The organism is Pantoea sp. RIT-PI-b (assembly GCF_001187905.1).
In the GTDB taxonomy this organism is placed as follows: Bacteria; Pseudomonadota; Gammaproteobacteria; order Enterobacterales; family Enterobacteriaceae; genus Pantoea; species Pantoea nemavictus.
The window spans coordinates 12518-33774 of the sequence record NZ_LGIS01000012.1 but is presented as its reverse complement, the minus strand read 5'-3'; the positions used below and the strand labels follow the sequence as shown (position 1 = coordinate 33774).

Below are 21257 nucleotides of genomic sequence, written 5' to 3'. Positions count from 1 at the left end.
TCGTGTTTCGACAGTAATAAGCCGTTCAGACGTCTATACATCCGTTACGCATGTTGGCACAATAGCCAGCATTAAGGCAACAGGGATTTCACACAATGCAAACACTTCGAACCACCAGCCTTGAGGTCCGCGATAACCAGCTGTGGATCCTTGACCAGCAGGCGCTGCCACAACAACAAAACTGGCTGCCTGCGCACAGCGTTGCGCAGCTGGTTGAGCATATTCATGCCCTGCGCGTGCGCGGTGCCCCGCTGATTGGCCTCTCCGCCAGTTTGCTGCTGGCGCTGCTTGGCGAACAGGGGACAACGCGGGTGGAATTAGCTGCCGCTCTGGAGGTTCTGCGTGCCGCCCGCCCAACGGCGGTGAACCTGATGAATAACCTGGATCGCATGAAAGTGGCGCTGGCGGAGAACGATTTTGTCGCAGCGTTAAGCGCTGAGGCGCTGCGGCTGGTGGCCGAAGATAAACAGCTGTGTGACAACATCGCCCGCGCCGGTAGCACGCTAGTGAAACCGGGCAGCCAGTTGCTAACCCATTGTAATACCGGCGGTCTGGCGACAGCGGGGGTGGGCACCGCGCTGGGCGTGATCGCCTATGCCCATCAGCAAGGTTTGGTGAAAAATGTCTGGGTTGATGAAACCCGACCGCTGCTGCAAGGCGGCCGTTTAACCGCATGGGAACTCGGTGAGCTCAACATTCCTTACCAGTTGATTACTGATTCGATGGCCGCCAGCTTAATGGCGCGCGGCGCGGTAGATGCCATTTGGGTCGGTGCAGATCGCATCGCCGCCAATGGCGATGTAGCAAACAAGATTGGTACTTACAGCCTGGCCGTGCTGGCGCAGTATCACGGCATTCCGTTTTATGTGGCAGCGCCGCATACCACGCTCGATCGTCTGTGCCCTAATGGCGCCGCGATACCGATTGAACAACGCGCCGCCAGCGAAGTGACCGGCGTGTCAGGCAGTTTTGGCAGCGTGCAGTGGGCGCCCGAAAACGCAGCGGTGTATAACCCGGCGTTTGATGTAACGCCTGCGGCGCTGATTAGCGGTTGGGTGCTGGATACCGGAGTGGTGACACCTGCACAGGTTCAGGAAGGGATATTTTTGCCTTGAGGTAGGCTGGATTGTGCTGGCAGTCCCCCATCCCGACCTTCCCCCATAAATGGGGGAAGGAGACGCTGCCACATGCAGCTTCAGCACTGACATACAGCAGCGTCATCCTCCTCCATTTATGGGGGAGGACCGAGGAGGGGGACAGCGAGCACAATCTAGCTCGCAAAGTACACTCAAAATCACGCCAAACGCGGATACGCATCGGCAATCTGGTCACCGGTGAAATTCGCCACCCAGCCTTCCTGATTGTCAAAAATACGAATTGCAGTGAAGTGCGGCTCAGAGCCCATATCAAACCAGTGCGCGGTGCCAGCAGGTACGGAAATCAGATCATTTTTCTCGCACAGAATCTGATAAACCTCGCCATCGAGATGCAGACAAAACAGTCCTGAACCTTCAACGAAAAAGCGCACTTCGTCTTCGCTGTGGGTATGTTCATTGAGAAACTTAGTGCGCAGCACCTCTTTCTGCGGATTATCCGCGCGCATGCTCAGCACGTCCCAGCTTTGATAGCCCTTCTCGGCGACCAGGCGATCAATCGCATGCTGATAAGCCTTAATCACCGTCTCAGAATCGGGATCAACGCCCAGATCACGATCCGCTTCCCAACGCTCAAAACGCACGTTTTTAGCGTTAAGGCGATCGCGAATAGCTGCTGCATCGGTACTGTGCCACACCGGCTGATTGGCTTCGGTATCGGTAAAAATGGTCAATGCACTCATGTTAAATCGACTCCGGTTTAATCTGTGAAAAATCATTTACCTGATGATGACGACTAACGTTATCCGCCGCGCCACGAATTAACTGCACCGTGTGCCAGCCTGCTTGTGCCGCCGCGTCTAGTTCCTGATGAATATCCGACAGGAACAGGATGGCGTCGGGTGTAAGGCCAATTTTTTCAGCGATGTTGCGATACGACTGCGTTTCACGTTTCGCGCCCACGCCGGTATCAAAATAGCCGCTAAACAGCGAGGTTAAATCACCTTCATCGCTGTAACCAAATAACAGTTTTTGCGCGGCGATCGATCCCGAGGAATATACATACAGGCCAAGGCCCTGCTGCTGCCAGCGCTGCAAAGCTGGCAGCACATCCGGATAAAGGTGGCCGGTAAACTGGCCCTCAAGGTAACCGGCTCGCCAAATCATGCCTTGCAACGCCTTCAAGCCCGGCGACTTACGATCCTGATCGATATAGCCAATTAACGTAGTGATGAGTTCGTCGAGCGAGGCCTGCGTACTTCCCGACTCTTCCCGCACCGCGTTGAGTGCCGCAGCCACGCCTGCATCGGCCTCATTCTCGCGCACAAAGGCGGCTAAATGCTGACGTGCATAGGGAAACAGCACCGTGTGGACGAACTGGATATCACTGGTGGTGCCTTCAATATCGGTAACAATGGCGCGGATCATTTTGCCTCCAGCAGGCGACGTTGCAGTTCACAAGCAAACAGGAATTCCAGCCCTTCCAGATGGCGGCGCGCTTCGTTCACGTCCTTGCCCCAACAGGTCAGACCGTGACCGCGCAGCAGAAAGCCATATTGCAGCGGCGAGTGTGCGGCAAAGGCGGCGATACGCTCGACCAGCGCATCAATATTCTGATCGTTATCAAACAACGGAATAGCGACGGTATTGAGGTGAGAATGCTGACCAGCCAGCGTTTTTTGCATCTCATAGCCACTGAGCAGCAGTGCATCGCTCTGATCAACGCGCGACAGCACGGTGGAGTTAACGCTGTGGGTATGCAATACCGCGCCAGCCTGGGGGAAGAGACGATAAATCAAGGTATGCAGACCGGTTTCCGCCGATGGGGTGCGTCCCGATGGCACCGCGTTGGTGGCGATCTCCACCTGCATAAAGTCATCACGCGTCAGGCTGCCTTTATCTTTGCCGGACGCACTCAACAGGCAATATTCCGCATCCTGTCGCACCGACATATTACCGCCGGTGGCGGGCGCCCAGCCTTTACCACCAATCCAGTGACAGGCGGCCACTAAATGTTCCAGTGGGAGAAAATCCGTCATAGCGCTATACAGGCTCCGCAGGTTAGTTTAGACGTCTAAGCGTCTCGATTGCCAAATATTAACATCCTGTTTATAGTGGCAGCAACACAGGGTTTCTCCGCAACGACATTCGCGCTTAAGGCCACAAATAATGACGCAGCACAACCTGATCCCCGAGAGCAAACTACCGGCGCTCGGCACCACTATTTTTACGCAAATGAGCGCGCTCGCGCAGCAGCACAACGCCATCAATCTCTCGCAGGGCTTTCCCGACTTCGACGGTCCACGCTATCTGCAAGAGCGTCTGGCTTATCACGTTAGCCAGGGCGCGAACCAATATGCACCGATGATCGGCACACTGCCACTGCGTGAGGCGATTGTTGAGAAAACCGCCGAACTTTACGGCCACTCGCCCGACGTTAACAGCGACATTACCGTGACGGCGGGCGCCACCGAAGCGCTCTATGCGGCGATCACCGCGCTGGTACGCCAGGGTGATGAAGTGATCTGCTTCGACCCAAGCTATGACAGCTACGCACCTGCTGTTCAGCTCGCCGGCGGCGTGTTGAAACGCATTGCGCTACAACCCCCTGAGTTTCGCGTGGATTGGTCAGCATTCCGCAGCCTGCTAAGCGCCAAAACCCGGCTGGTGATTCTGAATACGCCGCACAATCCTTCCGCCACCGTTTGGCGCAAAAGTGATTATGCCGAACTCTGGCAGGCCATTGCCGATCAGGAAATCTATGTGCTGAGCGATGAAGTCTATGAGCACATCTGCTTCGTAGAAGCGGGGCACGCCAGCGTATTAGCGCATGCCGACCTGCGCCAGCGCGCGATTGCGGTATCCTCATTTGGTAAAACCTTCCACATGACCGGCTGGAAAGTCGGTTATTGCATCGCACCCGCCGCCCTCAGCGCGGAAATCCGCAAAGTGCATCAGTATTTGACCTTCTCCGTGAATACACCGGCACAGCTGGCGATTGCCGATATGCTGCGCCAGCAGCCCGAACACTATCGCGAGCTGTCTGAATTCTATCGCGCACGCCGCGATCGGCTGATTAAGGCGCTCTCCACCAGCCGTTTCAACGTGTTGCCGTGTGAAGGCACCTACTTCCTGCTAGTGGATTACAGCGCGATTTCCGATCTGGACGATGTCAGTTTCTGCCAGCTGCTGACCAAAGAGGTTGGCGTGGCGGCGATTCCGCTGTCGGTATTCTGCGCCGAACCTTTCCCGCACAAGTTGATTCGCCTGTGCTTTGCCAAACAGGAAGCGACGCTCGACGCCGCTGCGGAGCGCTTATGTCAGCTTTGAAAATTACCGTGCTGCAGGAAACGCTGAGCTGGATGGATGGCGCCGCCAACCTGCGCCATTTTGACGGTGTGCTGAAGGGGATTGAAGGCCGCGACATCATTCTGCTACCGGAGATGTTCACCACCGGTTTTGCCATGGAAGCCGCCGAAAGCTCGCTGCCGCAGGATGAGGTAGTGGCGTGGTTGCATGCGCACGCGCAATCCAGCAATGCCTTAGTTGGAGGTAGTGCGGCGATTCAGACAGAAAAAGGCGCGGTAAACCGTTTCCTGCTGGTGGAACCCAACGGCACGGTGCATCAGTACGACAAACGCCATCTGTTCCGCATGGCCAATGAACATCAGCACTATGTGGCGGGCGCAACGCGCGAAGTGTTTGAGTGGCGCGGCTGGCGCATTCTGCCGCAAATTTGTTACGACCTGCGCTTCCCGGTGTTTTCGCGTAATCACAATGATTACGATCTGGCACTGTATGTCGCCAACTGGCCAGCGCCGCGTGCGCTGCATTGGCAGTCGCTACTGCTGGCGCGTGCGATTGAAAACCAGGCTTACGTCGCCGGCTGCAACCGCGTTGGCAGCGATGGCAATAAACATCAATACAGCGGCGATAGCCGCATTATTTCGCCACAGGGTGAGATTCTGGCCGCCGGCGAGCCCTTTGCGCGCGCACGCCTCGACGCGGAGCTGTCACTGGAAGAGCTACAAGCCTACCGCGAACGCTTCCCGGCGTGGCGTGATGCGGATGCTTACACCTTGAAGTAATTCTTTGCCGCGCAAACACTGCGCGGCAAATCCCCTTCTCAACGCTATCTATGTGCCATCGAGTTTCCTGCTTGGAAACATTGCAGCTCTGCGCTATGATGTTTCCATGTTGGAACATGTCGAGGGAATGATGCACGTTATCTCAAGGAGAGTGTTCACTGAAGCGACACGGAGATTTCCAAATGATGCAGCAGCATTGGATGCCACTTACAGAACCTTAAATGGCAACGTTTTCATCGATCCCGATGCGCTAAAAGCTATTTTTCCAAGTCTTGATCGAATGAAATACCGAGCCAAATGGTGGGTGATTAACGTCGGCGGGAATAATCTCAGAGTGATGTTTTTTGCGGACTTCATTGCCCAACGGATTTTTATCAAACACATAGTGACCCATGCTGAGTATGACAAAGTGGTTAAGCATTATCGGGAGAATAAAGAATGATCGCCGAAGCCATTCAGGCCTCCAATAATCTGATCAAAGCGGTTCCGCTTCTGGGTGGAAGTCAATCAGAAGCTGATTACGAGCAGGCTTTGGAGCTGGTGGAGTATTTGATTGAACATCATCCTGCCCATCCGCTGATTGAAATGCTGGCTGATAAAGTTGCGAAATATGAGGATTCCGCCTCCGAGTTTTCAGAATTCAATAAACGTATCAATACATTGGCTGGCGGTGTTGCATTATTGCGGGTGTTAATGGATCAGCATCATCTCAACCAATCATCTTTTGTGAATGAGATTGGTCAGCGATCTTATGTGAATCGTATTCTGAAAGGAGAGCGCAAGTTAACGGATAAACATAAGGCCGCATTGGCTAAACGTTTCAATCTGCCGTTCGAGGCGTTTCGCGAAGATTAAAGACAAAAGCCGCAGCGTATTTCGCTGCGGCTTGATTGATTACAGCTCGAACCGATCCAGATTCATCACTTTCGTCCAGGCGGCGACGAAGTCGGCCACGAACTTCTGCTTGGCATCGCTGCTGGCGTACACTTCTGCCAGAGCGCGCAAAATAGCATTCGAACCAAACACTAAGTCGGCACGCGTAGCGCTGAACTTCACTTCTCCCGTCAGACGATCACGGCCCTCAAACAGCTCTTCGCTCTCATCGGTGGCTTTCCATGCGGTACGCATGTCGAGCAGATTAACGAAGAAGTCGTTGCTCAGCACGCCAACGCGATCGGTGAACACGCCGTGCTGGCCGCCATCGAAGTTGGTGCCCAATACGCGTAAACCCCCCAGTAATGCCGTCAGTTCTGGCGCACTCAGCGTCAGCTGCTGCGCTTTATCCAGCAGCAGGGTTTCGGTTGAGGAACCTTTCGCACTACGACGATAGTTACGGAAACCGTCGGCCAGCGGTTGCAGGAAGTTGAACGACTCGACGTCGGTTTGATCCTGACGCGCATCGACGCGGCCCGGCGTAAACGGCACTTGTGTCGCGACACCCGCAGCGGCAGCGGCCAGCTCGATACCCACGCTGCCCGCCAGCACAATGACGTCAGCCAGTGAAACTTTGCCCGATTCCTGCTGAATCTTCTGCAGGGTTGGCAGCACATCGGAAATAACGCTGGCGTTAACGGCCCAACCGTTTTGCGGGGCTAATGCCAGACGTGCGCCGTTGGCGCCACCGCGTTTGTCACCCCCGCGGAAGGTCGATGCTGAAGCCCAGGCGGCAGAAACCAGCTGACTGACGCTCAAGCCTGAAGCGGCAATGCGCGCTTTGATGTCGCTGATATCCGCCGGCGTAGGCTGATGAATGGCCTGCGGTAACGGATCCTGCCAGATCAGATCTTCTTTCGGCACTTCCGGACCAATGTAACGCGCTTTTGGCCCCATATCACGGTGCGTCAGTTTGAACCAGGCGCGAGCAAAGGCTTCGTTAAACGCCTGCGGATCGTTGAGGAAGCGGCGCGAGATCTTGCCGAACTCTTCATCGAAACGCAGCGTCAGGTCGGTCACCAACATGGTGGGTTTGCGTTTTTTCTCAGGATCAAACGGATCCGGGATAATCGCTTCGGCATCCACCGCTTCGAATTGAATCGCGCCAGCTGGGCTGTGCGTCTGCACCCATTCATATTTGAACAGGTTCTCGAAGAAGTAATTGCTCCACTGCGTTGGCGTTTGCGTCCAGACCACTTCCAGGCCAGAAGTGATGGCATCTTTACCCACGCCGCTGCCGTAGCTGCTGCTCCAGCCAAGGCCCTGCGCTTCAATCGGTGACTCTTCCGGATCAACGCCAACGTGGCTGGCTGCTGCCGCGCCGTGGGTTTTACCCAAAGTATGGCCGCCGGCGATCAGCGCCACGATCTCTTCGTCGTTCATACCCATATTGCCGAAGGTGGCACGAATGGCCGGTGCAGCGGATTTTGGATCGCCGCTGGCTTCCGGACCTTCCGGGTTAACGTAGATCAGGCCCATTTCGGTGGCGCCCAACGGGGCGTTGGCCAGCGCTTCCGGATGGCGATGTGCCAGCCATTCGGTTTCGTGGCCCCAATCCACATCCATATCCGGTTCCCACACGTCTTCACGACCGGCACCAAAGCCGAAGGTGCGGAAGCCGGCGTTTTCCAGCGACACGTTACCCGCCAGAATATAGAGATCGGCCCAGGAAATTTTCTGACCGTATTTTTGTTTCACCGGCCACAGCAGGCGACGCGCTTTATCGAGGCTGACGTTATCCGGCCATGAGTTAAGCGGCGCAAAACGCTGCTGACCACGGCCTGAACCACCGCGACCATCGATAGTGCGATAAGTACCCGCGCTGTGCCACGCCATGCGAATGAACAGCCCAATATAGCTGCCCCAGTCGGCTGGCCACCAGGATTGCGAATCGGTGAGAATCGCGCGGATGTCGGCTTTTAACGCGGAGTAATCGAGCTTGCTGAATTCATCGCGGTAGTTGAAGTTGTCACTGAGCGGGTTGGAACGGTTGGAGTGCTGGTTTAACAGATCGACACGCAGCATATTAGGCCACCAGTCGCGGTTAGATGTCCCGCTACCGGCACCGCGTGCTAAAACACTTTTCTCTTCTGACGCCCCGTGATGAAAGGGGCATTTACCTGAGGCTGCTGCATTATCGTTATTGTCGTGCGTGCTCATTTTTCGGCTCCATTGGCTTCACATTGCTTTCTATTATGCGACTAAGATTAGCCGCACTTAAGCCAAGAATATATTTGGATGAACCGAAGGTTTTGATAGTTGCTGGCTTTCAAGCGCAGCCGTGTGACGTGCCGCGCAAAACGGCAAATTAGCTACCGCGATAGGTCGACCACGACCACGGCGAGATGAGAAACGGCAGATGATAATGGCTGCCCGTGGTACCAATCACGAAATCGATTTGCGCGCTGACGTACAGCGCATCGCGCCCCTCGGCAGCAAAGTAGTCGCCAATCTCCGCGGTCAAACGATAGTGGCCTGGTGCGAGCGGTTCGGGTGTCAGATCTTTGATGCGCCCATCGCTGTCAGTTTCGCCTTCCACCAGCGGCAGCCACCCTTCCGGGCTGTTTTGCTCCAGGGAAACCGCGACGCCAATCGCCGGTTTGCCCAGCGCGGTATCGAGAATATGGGTAGTAATGGTGCTCATGTGATGCTTTCCTTCAGCCGTAACAGGGTAATTTCGCGCAGCTGCGTCAGCGCTTCACGCTGTTCGCTCTGTGCATCATTGTTCAACCGGCGCTGCAGTTCAGCCAGCATCTCCTCGCCGCTGCGCCCTTTGGCGCGAATCAGAAACACCCGGCCAAAACGCTGCTCATAGGTTTGATTGCCCGCCAGCATCGCCAGCTGCAGCGCACCGTTGGCCTGCTGCATCGCCGATTGCTCACTGCGCGATAGCGCCGCCTCTTTATTCGCGCCCGCCACCTTATCGCCAATACGTGGATGAGCGCTCAGCGCCTGCGTCAACGCATCGGCCTGCCACAACTGCGCCAGACGATCGGCGGTTTCCTGCAGCGCCGCCACATTGGCAAAAGGTCGCGCAGCCACCAGCGCCTGCTGCCAGGCCGGAATCGCCACGCAGTGCGCAATCGCCGCCTGCGCGGCTTCCGGTGGCAACTGATTGAAGCTTACCAAATCCATATTGCTGCTCCTTTATGCACGCGCGATGTCGCACACCGCTTGCAGATAAGCCTGCACGCCGAGCGCCACATCCTCAGCCTGCACCGATTCCGCCGGATGATGGCTAATACCGCGATGATTACGCACAAACAACATCCCCACCGGCCAGCGTTCGGCGATGGCAATCGCATCGTGGCCCGCGCCGCTCGGTAGCGACAGGCTGCGCCCTTGCACGGTTTCCACCGCGTGGCTCAACGCCTGCTGCAGACGTGCATCGCAGGCCGTTGCGGCAATGTGGTAATACTCGTTAGCGCTAAAGGTTAAGCCGCGACGCAGCGCAATCGCCTGCGCCTGAGTCAGCAGCGTCGAGAGCAGGCGCTCTAGCGGCTCATCCTGCGGGCCGCGCACGTCAAGCGACAGCTGTACCTCGCCGGGGATAACGTTCACCGCGCCCGGTAAACAGCTCAGCGTACCGACCGTCGCCACCAGCTGCGGGTCGTGCTCGGCGGTGGTGTGTTCGATAAACACCATCCATTCGGCAGCGGCGGCCAGCGCATCTTTGCGATGCGTCATCGGCACGGTGCCGGCGTGACCGGCTTCTCCGATAAAACTGCAGTTCAGACGACGCGCGCCGTTAATCGCGGTGACCACGCCGAGCGCCAAATCTTCCTGCTCGAGACACGGACCTTGCTCAATATGCAGCTCCAGATAGGCCGCGATGTCATTCACATCGCGCGCCGCGTCGAGGATTTTTGCCGCATCGAAACCGACATCCTGCATCGCTTCCGCCACGGTGATGCCATTGCCATCGGGATGCGTGACCCAACTTTCGGGCCAGCTGCCGGTTATGCCACGGCTGCCGAGCAGCGTAATGCCGAAACGCGTGCCCTCTTCATCGCCGAAGCCGACAATCTCAATCGCCAGCGGCAAACGCTGTTGACGATCGTGCAGCCACTGCACGGTTTCGATAGCACTTAACACCCCGAGCATGCCGTCATAGCGACCGGCATTGCGTACCGTATCAAGGTGAGAACCGAGCAGCAGCGCCTGCGCGCCCGGCTGCGTCGCTTCATAGCGGCCACAGATGTTGCCCACCGCATCCTGCCACGTCGTCATGCCCGCAGCCTGCATCCACTCAGCAACGCGTGCGTTAGCGCGCAGCTGTTCCGGCGACAGATAAACGCGCGTCAGCCCCTCTTCGCTCTCACTGATCGCCGCTAACGTGTCACAGCGCACCATGACGCGCGCGGCGGCCGATTGTGCCTCGCTGGCGCTCATCAGGCTTTGTGTCATGCGCGGCTCCCGTAGAGATCCCACGCCGCCTGCATCGCGGCACCTTGCGTGGTGCGGTAACCCACGTGATTCAGCACCGCTTCCAGCGCACTCAGGGTTTGCATCACGCAATCTTTGCGCGCGTTGTAGCCCATGGTGCCGATGCGCCACACTTTGCCGTGCAGCGGACCAAAGGAGGTGCCGATTTCGATGCCGAAATCCTCCAGCACCAGCTTGCGTACCTGATCGCCATTCACGCCCTGCGGGATCACCACGCCGAGCACGTTATTCATTTTGTGTTTGAGGTCGCCGAAGGTTTCGAGGCCCATGCCCTGAATGCCTTTCAGCAGCGCATCGCCGTGCAGCTGGTGGCGCGCGATGCCGTTATCCAGCCCCTCTTCCAGCATCAGACGCGCACATTCACGCGCGCCAAACAGTGCGGTGGTGGCTTCTGTGTGGTGATTAAGACGCTCCGGGCCCCAGTAATCCATGATCATGCCGAGATCGAAATAGTTGGAGTAGATCATCTCGTCGTCGCCATCCTGATGATCGGCGGTGCGAATGCCCTCTTCCACGCACTTACGCTTGCGTATCACCGCTTCCATCTGCGGACTGAGGGTGATCGGCGAGGTGCCGGACGGTCCACCAAGGCATTTCTGCATCCCGGCGGAGACCGCATCGAGGCCCCACGCATCGGTCTCCAGCGCGTTACCGCCGAGTGACGCGGTGGCATCGGTGTAAAACAGCACGCCATATTTCTGGCAAATTGCGCCTAGCGCTTCCAGCGGCTGCAGCATGGTGGTGGAGGTATCGCCCTGCACCGTCAGCAGCAGGCGCGGCTGTACCTTTTTGATCGCATCTTCGATCTGATCCGGCGTGAATACTTCGCCCCACGGCACCTCAATGGTGTGCACTTCCGCGCGGCAGCGACGGGCAATTTCACACAGCAGATGACCAAAACGGCCGAACACTGGCACCAGCACTTTGTCGCCTGGACGGATCGCCGACAGCAGGATCGCTTCGATCCCGGCGCGTGAGGTGCCGTCGATCAGCATCGTCCAGCGGTTTTCAGTGCGAAATACGCCACGGTACAGCGCCATCACTTCATTCATGTAGTGCGTCATCGCCGGATCGTACTGACCAATCAGCTGGCTCGACATGGCGCGCAGCACGCGCGGATCGGCGTTAATCGGGCCCGGCCCCATCAGCAGACGCTGTGGCGGATTGATTTGCGAAAATTGGCTGATATCCATGGTGTATTCCTTGTTGAAAGCTTAGAGGCGCACGGTCGAGATAAACTGCTTCAGCTCCGCGGTTTGCGGATTGGCGAACAGCGTTTTACTGTCGCCCTGCTCCCAGACGCGCCCCTGATGCATAAAGACCACGCGATCGCCCACGTCGCGGGCGAAGTTCATTTCATGGGTGACGAGAATCAGCGTCATGCCTTCGGCAGCCAGCTGCTCCAGCACTTTCAGCACTTCGCCTACCAGCTCGGGATCGAGCGCTGAGGTGATCTCATCACAGAGTAAAACTTTAGGCTGCATCGCCAGCGCACGGGCAATCGCCACGCGCTGCTGCTGGCCGCCAGACAGATTGGCTGGGTAATAGTTGATGCGCTCACCGAGGCCAACTTTCTCCAGCATCTGCGTCGCCAGTTCACGGCATTCGGCTTCGCTTTTCTTCAGCACGCGGCGCGGTGCCAGCATCACGTTTTCCAGCGCCGTCATGTGCGGGAACAGGTTGAAGTTCTGGAACACCATGCCAACCGAACGGCTGATTTCCCGCGCCTGTGATTCGCGATCGGTAATGGTCATGCCGCCGAGTTTGATGCTGCCTTCCTGATAGCCTTCCAGCCCGTTCATGCAGCGCAGCAGGGTACTTTTGCCCGATCCGCTGCGACCGATGATCGAGATCACTTCGCCGTGATCGACGTCGAGATCGACCCCTTTCAGCACATGGTTGTCGCCGTAGTACTTCTGTACCTGATTAATGGTGATGAGCGGCATTGAATTTTTTCTCCAGGTACTGGCTGTAACGCGACAGCGGATAACACATCAGGAAGTAACCGAGCGCCACCAGGCCAAACACCTTGAAGGGCTCATACGTCACATTATTCAGAATGGTGCCGGCTTTGGTCAGTTCGACAAAACCGATAATCGACGCCAGTGCGGTGCCTTTAATCACCTGTACGGCAAAACCGACCGTGGGCGCGATGGCGATACGAATCGCCTGCGGCGCCACCACGCGAAACAGCGTTTGACCAAAGGTCAGGCCGAGGCAGCGCGACGCTTCCCATTGCCCTTTTGGCAAGGCGCGAATGCTGCCGTACCAGATATCCACCAGAAACGCGCTGGTGTAGAGCGTTAATGCCAGCGAGGCGGCGGTCCAGGGTGCCACGTCGATGCCGAACAGGCCCACGCCGAAGAAGGCGAGGAACAGCTGCATCAGCAGCGGCGTGCCCTGAAACAGCTCGGTGTAAGCGCGCACCAGGCGCATTGGCCATTTGCGTTTCAGCAAACGCATAAACAGCAGCGGCAAGGTCACCAGCGTGCCGCCGAAAAACGCCACCAGCGAGAGTAAAATTGTCCAGCGCGCCGCCAGCAGCAGGTTACGCAGGATGTCCCAGTCGGTAAAAGTCGTCATGCCGGCTGCGCTCCTAACCATTTACGTCCCAGCGCCAGCAGCAGTTGGCGCATGGCAATCGACAACGCCAGATAGATCAGCGTGGTCACGAAATAGACTTCAAAACTCAAAAAGGTGCGCGACTGAATCAGGTTGGCGGCGAAGGTCAACTCTTCATACGACACCTGCGATACCACCGATGATCCGAGCATAACAATGATGCACTGGCTCACCAGCGCCGGATAAATGCGCTGCAGCGACGGCGGCAATACCACGCGGATAAAGGTTTGCGTACGGGTTAAGCCCAGCACGCGCCCCGCTTCCCATTGCCCGCGCGGCGTCACCTGAATCCCGGCGCGAATAATTTCGGTGCTGTAGGCACCGAGGTTAATCAACATCGCCAGCAGTGCGGCTTCGCCCGCCGTCAGTTTCAGACCAAGATTGGGCAAACCAAAGACGATAAAAAACAGCTGCACCACAAACGGCGTATTACGAATCAGTTCAACGTACACGCCCCAGAGGCGGCTCGCCCAGCTCGGTTTACCGCTGCGCAACGCCGCGCCGAGAATGCCGAGGCTAACGCCGCCCACGGTGGCGAGCACGGTGATTTGAACGGTGACCCACAGCCCGGCCAGCAGCTCTGGCCAATGTGGCCAGAGATCGGCAAAGTTAAGTTGCCCCATGTTTTATGCGCCGAGGTTGGCTGGCAGCGGCGCTTTCAGCCACTCTTCCGACAGCTTGTTCAGCGTGCCGTCTTTGATGCCCTGCTCAATCAGCGCATTCACTTTCTCTTTCAGCGCCGGCTCATCTTTTTTCAGGCCGATGTAGCACGGCGAATCTTTCAACATGAACTGAGCAACCGGCGCTTTATCGGCGTTCTGGCGCGCAATCGCGGCTACCACCAGGTTACCGGTGGCGACATACTGCACTTGGCCAGAGAGATAAGCTGACAGCGTGGTGTTGTTATCTTCATAACGTTTCACCTGCGCCTCTTTCGGCGCGATATCGCTCAATACCATGTCTTCTACCGCACCGCGCGTTACGCCGATGGATTTGCCGCTCAGCGCCGCCGCATCTTTCAGCGTGTCGCCTTTCGGACCAAACACGCCAAGGAAGAACGGCGCGTAGGCGCGGGTGAAATCGATCACTTTTTCGCGCTCGGCGTTTTTGCCCATGCTGGAGATCACCAGATCGACTTTATCGGTTTGCAGATACGGTACGCGGTTGGCACTGGAAACCGGCACCAGCTGCAACTTCAGTTTCATCTGTTTGGCGAGGTACTTCGCCATATCGATATCGTAGCCCTGCGGCTGCAAATCGGTGCCCACCGAGCCGAACGGCGGGAAATCCTGCGGTACCGCTACGCGAATCACACCGCGCTTCTGGATATCCTGCAACTGATCGGCCATCGCGCTACCGACCTGCGCCATCAGCAAAGCCGCGCCCGCTACCGCCAATAATACTTTTTTCATTATGCACCCCGGTGAGTTTATGTGAAACAAAAGATTCTTGATGAATCATTCTGCAACTAATGTGCCAACCGCAGCGTCAGGGAAAGAAAGCGGAAAAATTGAGGTTTTACTGAATACAAGGCGAAAAAAACGGGCATAGCGCCCGTGGAAGTTAACGATCTAAAACAGTGCAATGCACCATAATGGCGCCCGTTAACGGTGTTCCAGCTCGTCGAGATGCTGATAAAGATCGGCGATTTGGTGGATGCGCTGACGCCCCTGCGACAACATTTCATGTAGCAAGGCGTTGGCCAGCAGATTAATCAGGCTCATGGCGGAGGCGTAACTGTCAAAGGCGGAAACGCTGTCGAGCGGTGCGCACAGCTGCCAGCTCGCCAGCGTAATGATGCCCTGCGCCTGCGGCTCACACAGCGCCAGCACCGGAATGTGGCTCTGCTGTAGCTGCTGCATCAGCGGACGAATGATGCGTGGACGGCGACGAAACGCCATCACCACTACGATATCCTCCGGCGTTATATCCACCAGCTCTTCGCCCAGCGTCTGGCCCGGCTGCGGCAGGACATGCACCTGCGGACGCGCCTGCATCAGCTGCTGACGCAGGTGCAGCGCCACCGGATACGCGTTACGCATGCCGATGATAAACACTCGTTTAGCCACGCCCAGCGCCGCAATCACTTCACCGAACTGCTGCGGATCGATGCTGTTGACCCACTGAGTCAGGTTGGCCATCTCTTGTTTATAGTGGCGCGACAGCAAGGTGTTGCCCTGCACCGCATCGCGGTTGTCGGTGAGCGGCATACCGCTCTGGCGCAGGATGCGCAGCTCATCGCGCATGTCCTTGTATTTCTCGTAACCGAGACGCTTGAACAAACGGCTCACCGTGGCCTTTGACACCCCGCTCAGCCGCGCCAGTTCGGCGCTGTTGTAGCTGATCAGATCATCAAAATGGTCAAACACGAAGTCGGCAATGCGCTGCTCCTGCGGCGACAATTGCGGATAGTGACTACGAAGGCGTTCATCAAGTTGTTTCATCATCGGTCCTGTAACTTTCGTTTCACCACAAGCTAGCATAAATCGATCCAGATTGATGTCCGACCAAAACTGGAACAGCTCTTGCTTAGTTTTGTGCAGTATCTGCCAGGTGCGCATAAACCCGCACATTCCGTAGCGGCGCAATTTATTGCGCGATAAATCGCGCCGCTACGGAATGTGCGGGGATTAAACAGCGTGCTCTCAAAAGAACAAGAGAAGAAATCACTATGATACAGAGCAACATGGCGCCGTTAGGCATGGCCGTTACGCCGCATCATCTCGCCAGCGAAAGCGCATTAGCGGTGCTGCGTGAAGGCGGCAGCGCAATTGAGGCGATGGTCGCCGCGGCTGCCACCATCGCCGTGGTTTATCCCCACATGAATGGCTTAGGCGGCGACGGCTTCTGGCTGATCGTGCCGCCGAATGGCGATCCGATCGCCATTGACGCCAGCGGCGCAGCGGGAACGCTGGCGCACCTCGATTTCTATCACGGCGAAACCCACATTCCGCATCGCGGCCCGAAAGCCGCATTAACCGTCGCCGGCACCGTCAGCGGCTGGCAGGAGGCATTAACGCTGGCGCAGGAACTGGGTGCTGCGCCGATGCCGTTAACGCGCCTGCTGCGCGATGCGATTCGCTATGCTGCCGACGGGATTCCGGTCACCGCTTCACAAGCCGCTGCCACCGCCGCCAAGCAGCATGAACTGCAGCATCAGCCCGGTTTTGCCGCCACTTACTTACCGGACGGCAGCGTGCCCGCCGCAGGCAGCCGCTTCACCCAACCGGCGCTGGCCAATACGCTGAGCATGCTGTGCGATCACGGGCTGGAGAGTTTTTATCGCGGTGAACTGGCACATCATCTGGCGCGCGAAATGACCGCGCTCGGTATGCCGATCACGCTGGAAGATTTGCAGACGCACCACGCCCGCCGCTGCACGCCGCTGCATCTGGCGCACAGCGAAGGCGATATCTGGAATATGACGCCGCCGACCCAGGGTTTGGTATCGCTGGCAATCCTCGGCATCACCGATCGGCTGGATATGGCGGGCGCCGAGGAGGCGCAAACCGTGCACCGCATCGTTGAAGCCACCAAAAAAGCCTTTGCGCTGCGCGACCAGCACATTACCGATCCGCGCCATATCGACGTTGATATACAAAGCCTGCTGGATGATGCGCATCTCAGCACGCTGGCGGCGCAGGTGGATGAGCAGCAAGCGGCGCCGTGGGGCACCGGGCGCGGACCCGGCGACACGGTGTGGATGGGCGTGATGGACAGCAGCGGGCTGGCGGTTTCCTTTATCCAGAGCATCTACCACGAATTTGGCAGCGGCGTGGAGCTGCCCGGCACCGGCATCACCAGGCAAAACCGGGGCGCTGCGTTCAGCCCGCAGCCCGATCATCTGCTGGCGCTGCAGCCGGGCAAACAGCCGTTCCGCACGCTTAATCCTGCCGCCGCGCGTCTTAAAGATGGCCGCACCATGGTGTATGGATCGATGGGCGGCGACGGCCAGCCACAAACCCAGGCGGCGATTTTCACCCGCCATGTGATTCAGGGGCATCCTCTGCAACAGGCGGTGAGTGCGCCGCGCTGGCTGCTGGGGCGCACGTGGGGACAATCATCGGATTCACTCAAGCTGGAAGCGCGTATCGCGCCGGAAACGGTGCAGCAGCTGCGCGCGCTCGGCCATGAGGTGGAACTGCTGCCTGATTTCAGTGAAGTGGTCGGCCATGCGGGTGCGATCGTGCGACACAACAACGGCATGCTGGAAGGCGCGTTTGATCCGCGCAGTAACGGCAGCGCCGCCGGTTTCTAACGGAGATTTTTTATGAGCAAACAACCGGATTGGGCCACCTATATCGCCCAAATGGAGCAGATACTGGCACTGGAGCTGGACGACGCGCGCCGTGCCGAGCTGCTGACACAGTTCAACCGCATCGCCGCGATGGCCGAGCCGCTGATGGCGCTGCCGCTCGACGATCGGCTGGAAGTGGCAGGAGTGTTCCATCCATGAAACTGTCGTCACTCTCGATTAACGCCCTACAGCAGGCGCTGCGCCAGGGCGAAATCAGCGCCCGCGAGATCGCGCAAACAACGCTAGCGGCGATTGAGCAACATAATCCGGCGCTCAATGCCTGGACCGAAGTGACTGGCCAGCGCATGTTACGTGAGGCCGAGCAAATTGATCAGCAACGCCAGCGCGGCGACGCATTACCGCCGTTGGCCGGCATCCCCTACGCGGTGAAAAACCTGTTTGATGTCGCCGGACACAGCACCTTAGCCGGTGCCAGCCTGTTCAGCGATCGCGCGGCGGCGCGTCAGGATGCCTGGGCGGTAAGCAAACTCCGCCAGTCCGGCGCGCTGCTCTCCGGCATGCTGAATATGGATGCCTACGCCTACGGCTTTACCACCGAAAATACCCATTACGGCGCGACACACAATCCACGCGATTTAACCCGCGTAGCGGGCGGCTCATCCGGCGGTTCAGCGGCAGCGGTGGCGGCGGGTTTGGTGCATTTTTCACTCGGCACCGACACCAACGGTTCGATCCGCGTGCCCGCTTCGCTGTGCGGCATCTTCGGTTTAAAACCGACCTTTGGTCGCCTGTCGCGTAGCGGCAGCCATCCGTTTGTCGCCAGCCTCGATCACATCGGCCCGTTTGCCCGTTCGGTGGAAGATTTAGGTCTGGTGTATGACACTCTGCAAGGCGCGGATGCCAGCGATGCCTTCCAGGCCGCCCAGCCGGTTGCACCGGTCAGCGATGTACTGCGCCACGGCGCAGAAGGCGTGCGCAGCGCAGTACTCGGTGGTTTCTTCTCAACCTGGTGCAGCGATGAAGCACGCGCAGCCGTCGCGGTTGTGGCTAAGGCGCTGAATGCGTTAGACGAAGTGACTCTACCGAATGCTGAAATCGCGCGTTCGGCGGCCTTTATCATGACCGCTGCGGAAGGCGGCAATCACTACTTGCCAGCGCTGCGCACCCAACCGGAGCAGTTCGAGCCTAATTCGCGTGAACGCTTGTTGGCTGGCGCAATGTTGCCCTCGGCGTGGTATGTACAGGCACAGCGTTTCCGCCGTCACTTCCAGCAGCAGGTGCTACCGCTGTTTGAGCAGTTCGATGTGCTGATCGCTCCTGCCACGCCGTGCACCGCCACCACCATCGGTCAGGAAACCATTCACATCAACGGCCAGGATTTGCCGACGCGCGCCAGCATGGGCATGCTCACCCAGCCGATCTCCTTCCTCGGCTTACCGGTGTGCACCGTACCGCTGCACACCGCCAGCGGCTTGCCGATTGGTTTGCAATTGATCGCCGCACCGTTTAAAGAACATCTGGCACTGCGCGCCGCCTGGGCGCTGCAACAGCAGGGGCTGACGCTGCCACAAACCACCTTAATGGACGCCTGAAGATGACACCTGAAGATATCGACCGCCCGGCGGTGCTCGCCGAAGTCACCGCCGCCTTTTACCGTTACGAGCAAGCGCTGATTAGCAATGACGTCGCGGTGCTGGATGAACTGTTCTGGCACGACCCACGCACCGTGCGCCTCGGCGCGGGCGAGAATCTGTATGGCATCGACGAGATCCGCGCGTTTCGCGCCGCGCGCCCTTCAAAAGGCCTGGATCGTACGCTGCGCAATACGGTGATCACCACTTTTGGTGATGATTATGCGGTGTGCAGTACGGAGTTTACGCGCGAGGGCGTGGAGAAGATTGGGCGTCAACAACAGACGTGGGTGAGATTGCCTTGCGGCTGGCGGATTGTGGCAGCACAGGTCAGCTTAATGAGCTGAGGGCGCAGCGTTTCGCCCTGATTGGCAATCAGACTGCTGCTTTTAAGTTTCAAATGCTTTGGGCTTAAGGGCCAGGTCAAGGGCGGTTTCGATAGGCTTTCAGCCGACCGACCCAGGGGAGGCAGTCGCCCCTCCCCTGGGAACCCGGGCTTTTCGGCAGCACTATCGCCCGCTACGCGGGTTCCCTCGTCAAATCCCACTTCCTGACGGACCGGCCCTGATTCGCCATCCTGGCTCAGCAGGCCCTTTCGCCGCCGTCCTGGCGGCTCATCCTGGAAGCAGGCTTCTCCTCGGCGAGAGTGATGCCGACTCAACCCCCCCGCTGCACTATCTCTAATAAAATCAAAAAAATTCTATCGCGATGCGATCTCTTTTTAGGGCAGAGGTTTTGCAGCTGGGTGCGTGTCGTCAGAATTGCCGAACGGAGGGGGGATTCCAGGATGAGCCGCCAGGACGGCGCCGAAAGTGATGCCGACTCAACACTCCCGCTGCACTATCTCTAATAAAATCAAAAAAATTCTATCGCGATGCGATCTCTTTTTAGGGCAGAGGTTTGGCAGCTGGGTGCGTGTCGTCAGAATTGCCGAACGGAGGGGGGATTCCAGGATGAGCCGCCAGGACGGCGGCGAGAGGCTGCGCTGAGCAGGAGCGAATCGCAGCCGGTCCGTCAGGAATTCACCTGAAGTGAGGGGACCGCGCAGCGGCAATTCTGCCGACAAAGAGACCGGGTCCCCAGGGGAGGGGCGACTGCCTCCCCTGGGTCGGTTGTCCGCAGGACAATCGAAACCGCCCTTGACCTTGACGTTGCCTTTAAGCCTTTAAGCCTTTAAGCCTTTAAGCCTTTAAAAGCAGTCTGGCTGCAAGCCAGCGCCCATCAAGCATCCGGCGCGGGATGCGTCTCGATCCAATGGTCGGCGATTTGCTGCCTTGTACACACCCACACATCCTGATGCTGCTGAATATGATCGAGGAAGCGCTGCAGTCCGCGGAATTTCCCCGGACGCCCCAGCAGGCGACAGTGCATGCCAATCGACATCATCTTCGGCGCGGTTTCGCCCTCCTCGTACAGCACATCAAAGGTGTCGCGCAGGTAAGTGAAGAACTGCTCTGCAGTGTTGAAGCCCTGCGGCGAGGCGAAGCGCATGTCGTTGCACTCCAGCGTGTAAGGAATGATCAGGTGCGGTTTTACCGTGCCGTCCTGACAGGTGACCTGCGTCCAGAATGGCAGGTCGTCGCCGTAGTAATCGCTGTCGTAGCTGAAGCCGCCCTGCTCCACCACCAAACGCCGCGTGTTGGGGCTGTCGCGGCCGGTGTACCAGCCGGTCGGCGCTTTACCGAACAAATCGGTTAACACGTCGACCGCCTGCTGCATATGCTGGCGCTCGGTTTTGGCGTCCATCGCCTGATAGTGGATCCAGCGCCAGCCGTGGCTGACCACGTCGTAATCCGCCGCTTTAATCGCTGCAACGATATCCGGGTGACGCGCCAGCGCCATCGCTACGCCAAACACCGTGAGCGGCAAACCGCGCTTTTGAAATTCGTTGTGGATGCGCCAGAAACCGGCGCGCGAGCCGTATTCATACAGCGAATCCATCGACATGTGACGATCGGCGTAGCTGGCCGCACCGATGATATCGGAAAGAAACTGTTCGGAACCGGCATCGCCGTGCAGCACGTTATTCTCGGCGCCCTCTTCGTAATTCAGGACGAACTGCACCGCCACGCGCGCCTTACCCGGCCACTGCGCATGCGGTGGCTGGCCAGCATAGCCGATCAGATCGCGTGGATAGTTCTTGTTGAAGCTGTACTCTTTCTTTTCAGATACATCACTCATTCTG

General features: G+C 57.9%; 23 protein-coding genes. 9 read left to right on the top strand and 14 right to left on the bottom strand.

The features are described 5' to 3' along the window. Positions 1-95: 95 nt before the first annotated feature. Complete coding sequence (gene mtnA / locus AC790_RS01875) at positions 96-1115, top strand: S-methyl-5-thioribose-1-phosphate isomerase (RefSeq protein ID WP_049850757.1); 1020 nt, start codon at positions 96-98, stop codon at positions 1113-1115. A gap of 179 nt (positions 1116-1294) precedes the next feature. Here mtnA and AC790_RS01870 read toward each other — a convergent pair whose 3' ends face one another. From AC790_RS01870 to AC790_RS01860, 3 genes are read right to left on the bottom strand one after another with little or no spacing between them, the layout of a single operon-like run. Further along, positions 1295-1837, bottom strand: a complete 543-nt coding sequence (locus tag AC790_RS01870; RefSeq protein ID WP_049850756.1) for an acireductone dioxygenase — start codon at positions 1835-1837, stop codon at positions 1295-1297. A gap of 1 nt (position 1838) precedes the next feature. Further along, the gene (mtnC, locus tag AC790_RS01865) at positions 1839-2522 is read right to left on the bottom strand and encodes an acireductone synthase (protein ID WP_049850755.1); all 684 of its coding nucleotides are present in this window, start codon (positions 2520-2522) and stop codon (positions 1839-1841) included. Beyond that, positions 2519-3133 carry a methylthioribulose 1-phosphate dehydratase gene (locus AC790_RS01860; protein ID WP_049850754.1) on the bottom strand — a complete coding sequence of 205 codons (615 nt, stop codon included), beginning with the start codon at positions 3131-3133 and terminating at the stop codon, positions 2519-2521. Before AC790_RS01860 ends, mtnC begins: the two co-directional genes overlap by 4 nt. Positions 3134-3263: 130 nt before the next feature. Here AC790_RS01860 and AC790_RS01855 point away from each other — a divergent pair, with 130 nt between their 5' ends. The 4 genes from AC790_RS01855 (at position 3264) to AC790_RS01840 (ending at position 6037) form a co-directional block, all read left to right on the top strand. After that, a complete protein-coding gene (locus AC790_RS01855) occupies positions 3264-4424 on the top strand; it encodes a pyridoxal phosphate-dependent aminotransferase (RefSeq protein ID WP_049850753.1) in 1161 nt (386 codons plus the stop codon). Continuing rightward, positions 4412-5182, top strand: a complete 771-nt coding sequence (locus AC790_RS01850) for an amidohydrolase (RefSeq protein WP_049850752.1) — start codon at positions 4412-4414, stop codon at positions 5180-5182. Before AC790_RS01855 ends, AC790_RS01850 begins: the two co-directional genes overlap by 13 nt. A gap of 130 nt (positions 5183-5312) precedes the next feature. Beyond that, positions 5313-5624, top strand: coding sequence for a type II toxin-antitoxin system HigB family toxin (locus tag AC790_RS01845; RefSeq protein WP_007887170.1), 312 nt, complete (start codon positions 5313-5315; stop codon positions 5622-5624). Further along, a complete protein-coding gene (locus AC790_RS01840) occupies positions 5621-6037 on the top strand; it encodes a type II toxin-antitoxin system HigA family antitoxin (RefSeq protein ID WP_007887171.1) in 417 nt (138 codons plus the stop codon). Before AC790_RS01845 ends, AC790_RS01840 begins: the two co-directional genes overlap by 4 nt. 39 nt (positions 6038-6076) lie before the next feature. Here AC790_RS01840 and katG read toward each other — a convergent pair whose 3' ends face one another. From katG to hpxU, 10 genes are all read right to left on the bottom strand, one after another. Further along, entirely contained in the window at positions 6077-8275 is a 2199-nt protein-coding gene (gene katG, locus AC790_RS01835) for a catalase/peroxidase HPI (RefSeq protein ID WP_049850751.1), read from the bottom strand. A gap of 148 nt (positions 8276-8423) precedes the next feature. Beyond that, on the bottom strand, positions 8424-8759 hold the full coding sequence (gene uraH, locus AC790_RS01830) for a hydroxyisourate hydrolase (RefSeq protein WP_007887173.1): 336 nt from the start codon (positions 8757-8759) through the stop codon (positions 8424-8426). After that, positions 8756-9250: a 2-oxo-4-hydroxy-4-carboxy-5-ureidoimidazoline decarboxylase gene (uraD, locus tag AC790_RS01825; protein ID WP_007887174.1), complete on the bottom strand. Its 495-nt coding sequence runs from the start codon at positions 9248-9250 to the stop codon at positions 8756-8758. Before uraD ends, uraH begins: the two co-directional genes overlap by 4 nt. 12 nt (positions 9251-9262) lie before the next feature. Further along, complete coding sequence (hpxK, locus tag AC790_RS01820; protein ID WP_049850750.1) at positions 9263-10522, bottom strand: allantoate amidohydrolase; 1260 nt, start codon at positions 10520-10522, stop codon at positions 9263-9265. Next, complete coding sequence (locus AC790_RS01815) at positions 10519-11754, bottom strand: alanine--glyoxylate aminotransferase family protein (RefSeq protein WP_049850749.1); 1236 nt, start codon at positions 11752-11754, stop codon at positions 10519-10521. Before AC790_RS01815 ends, hpxK begins: the two co-directional genes overlap by 4 nt. 21 nt (positions 11755-11775) lie before the next feature. Beyond that, the gene (locus AC790_RS01810) at positions 11776-12507 is read right to left on the bottom strand and encodes an amino acid ABC transporter ATP-binding protein (RefSeq protein WP_007887180.1); all 732 of its coding nucleotides are present in this window, start codon (positions 12505-12507) and stop codon (positions 11776-11778) included. Beyond that, complete coding sequence (locus AC790_RS01805) at positions 12488-13144, bottom strand: amino acid ABC transporter permease (protein WP_007887184.1); 657 nt, start codon at positions 13142-13144, stop codon at positions 12488-12490. The genes AC790_RS01810 and AC790_RS01805 overlap by 20 nt, the downstream gene beginning before the upstream one ends. Then, positions 13141-13806, bottom strand: a complete 666-nt coding sequence (locus tag AC790_RS01800; RefSeq protein ID WP_007887186.1) for an amino acid ABC transporter permease — start codon at positions 13804-13806, stop codon at positions 13141-13143. The genes AC790_RS01805 and AC790_RS01800 overlap by 4 nt, the downstream gene beginning before the upstream one ends. A gap of 3 nt (positions 13807-13809) precedes the next feature. Then, on the bottom strand, positions 13810-14595 hold the full coding sequence (locus AC790_RS01795; RefSeq protein ID WP_007887188.1) for a transporter substrate-binding domain-containing protein: 786 nt from the start codon (positions 14593-14595) through the stop codon (positions 13810-13812). Positions 14596-14787: 192 nt separating this feature from the next. Continuing rightward, complete coding sequence (gene hpxU / locus AC790_RS01790) at positions 14788-15627, bottom strand: MurR/RpiR family transcriptional regulator HpxU (RefSeq protein ID WP_049851199.1); 840 nt, start codon at positions 15625-15627, stop codon at positions 14788-14790. Between the two features lie 227 nt (positions 15628-15854). On the opposite strand from hpxU, the gene AC790_RS01785 reads away from it, so the two are divergent. Genes AC790_RS01785 through hpxZ form a run of 4 tightly spaced genes read left to right on the top strand, consistent with a single transcriptional unit; the run spans position 15855 to position 19419 of the window. Further along, complete coding sequence (locus AC790_RS01785; RefSeq protein ID WP_049850748.1) at positions 15855-17441, top strand: gamma-glutamyltransferase family protein; 1587 nt, start codon at positions 15855-15857, stop codon at positions 17439-17441. Between the two features lie 12 nt (positions 17442-17453). Next, positions 17454-17639 (top strand): oxalurate catabolism protein HpxX, encoded by a 186-nt coding sequence (gene hpxX, locus AC790_RS01780; protein ID WP_007887196.1) that lies wholly within the window; start codon positions 17454-17456, stop codon positions 17637-17639. After that, positions 17636-19033, top strand: a complete 1398-nt coding sequence (locus AC790_RS01775) for an AtzE family amidohydrolase (RefSeq protein ID WP_049850747.1) — start codon at positions 17636-17638, stop codon at positions 19031-19033. The genes hpxX and AC790_RS01775 overlap by 4 nt, the downstream gene beginning before the upstream one ends. A 2-nt stretch (positions 19034-19035) precedes the next feature. Beyond that, entirely contained in the window at positions 19036-19419 is a 384-nt protein-coding gene (gene hpxZ, locus AC790_RS01770; protein ID WP_049850746.1) for an oxalurate catabolism protein HpxZ, read from the top strand. 874 nt (positions 19420-20293) lie between these two features. Here the strand turns inward: hpxZ and puuE are convergent. Beyond that, entirely contained in the window at positions 20294-21253 is a 960-nt protein-coding gene (puuE, locus tag AC790_RS01765) for an allantoinase PuuE (RefSeq protein ID WP_007887199.1), read from the bottom strand. Between the last annotated feature and the right edge of the window lie 4 nt (positions 21254-21257).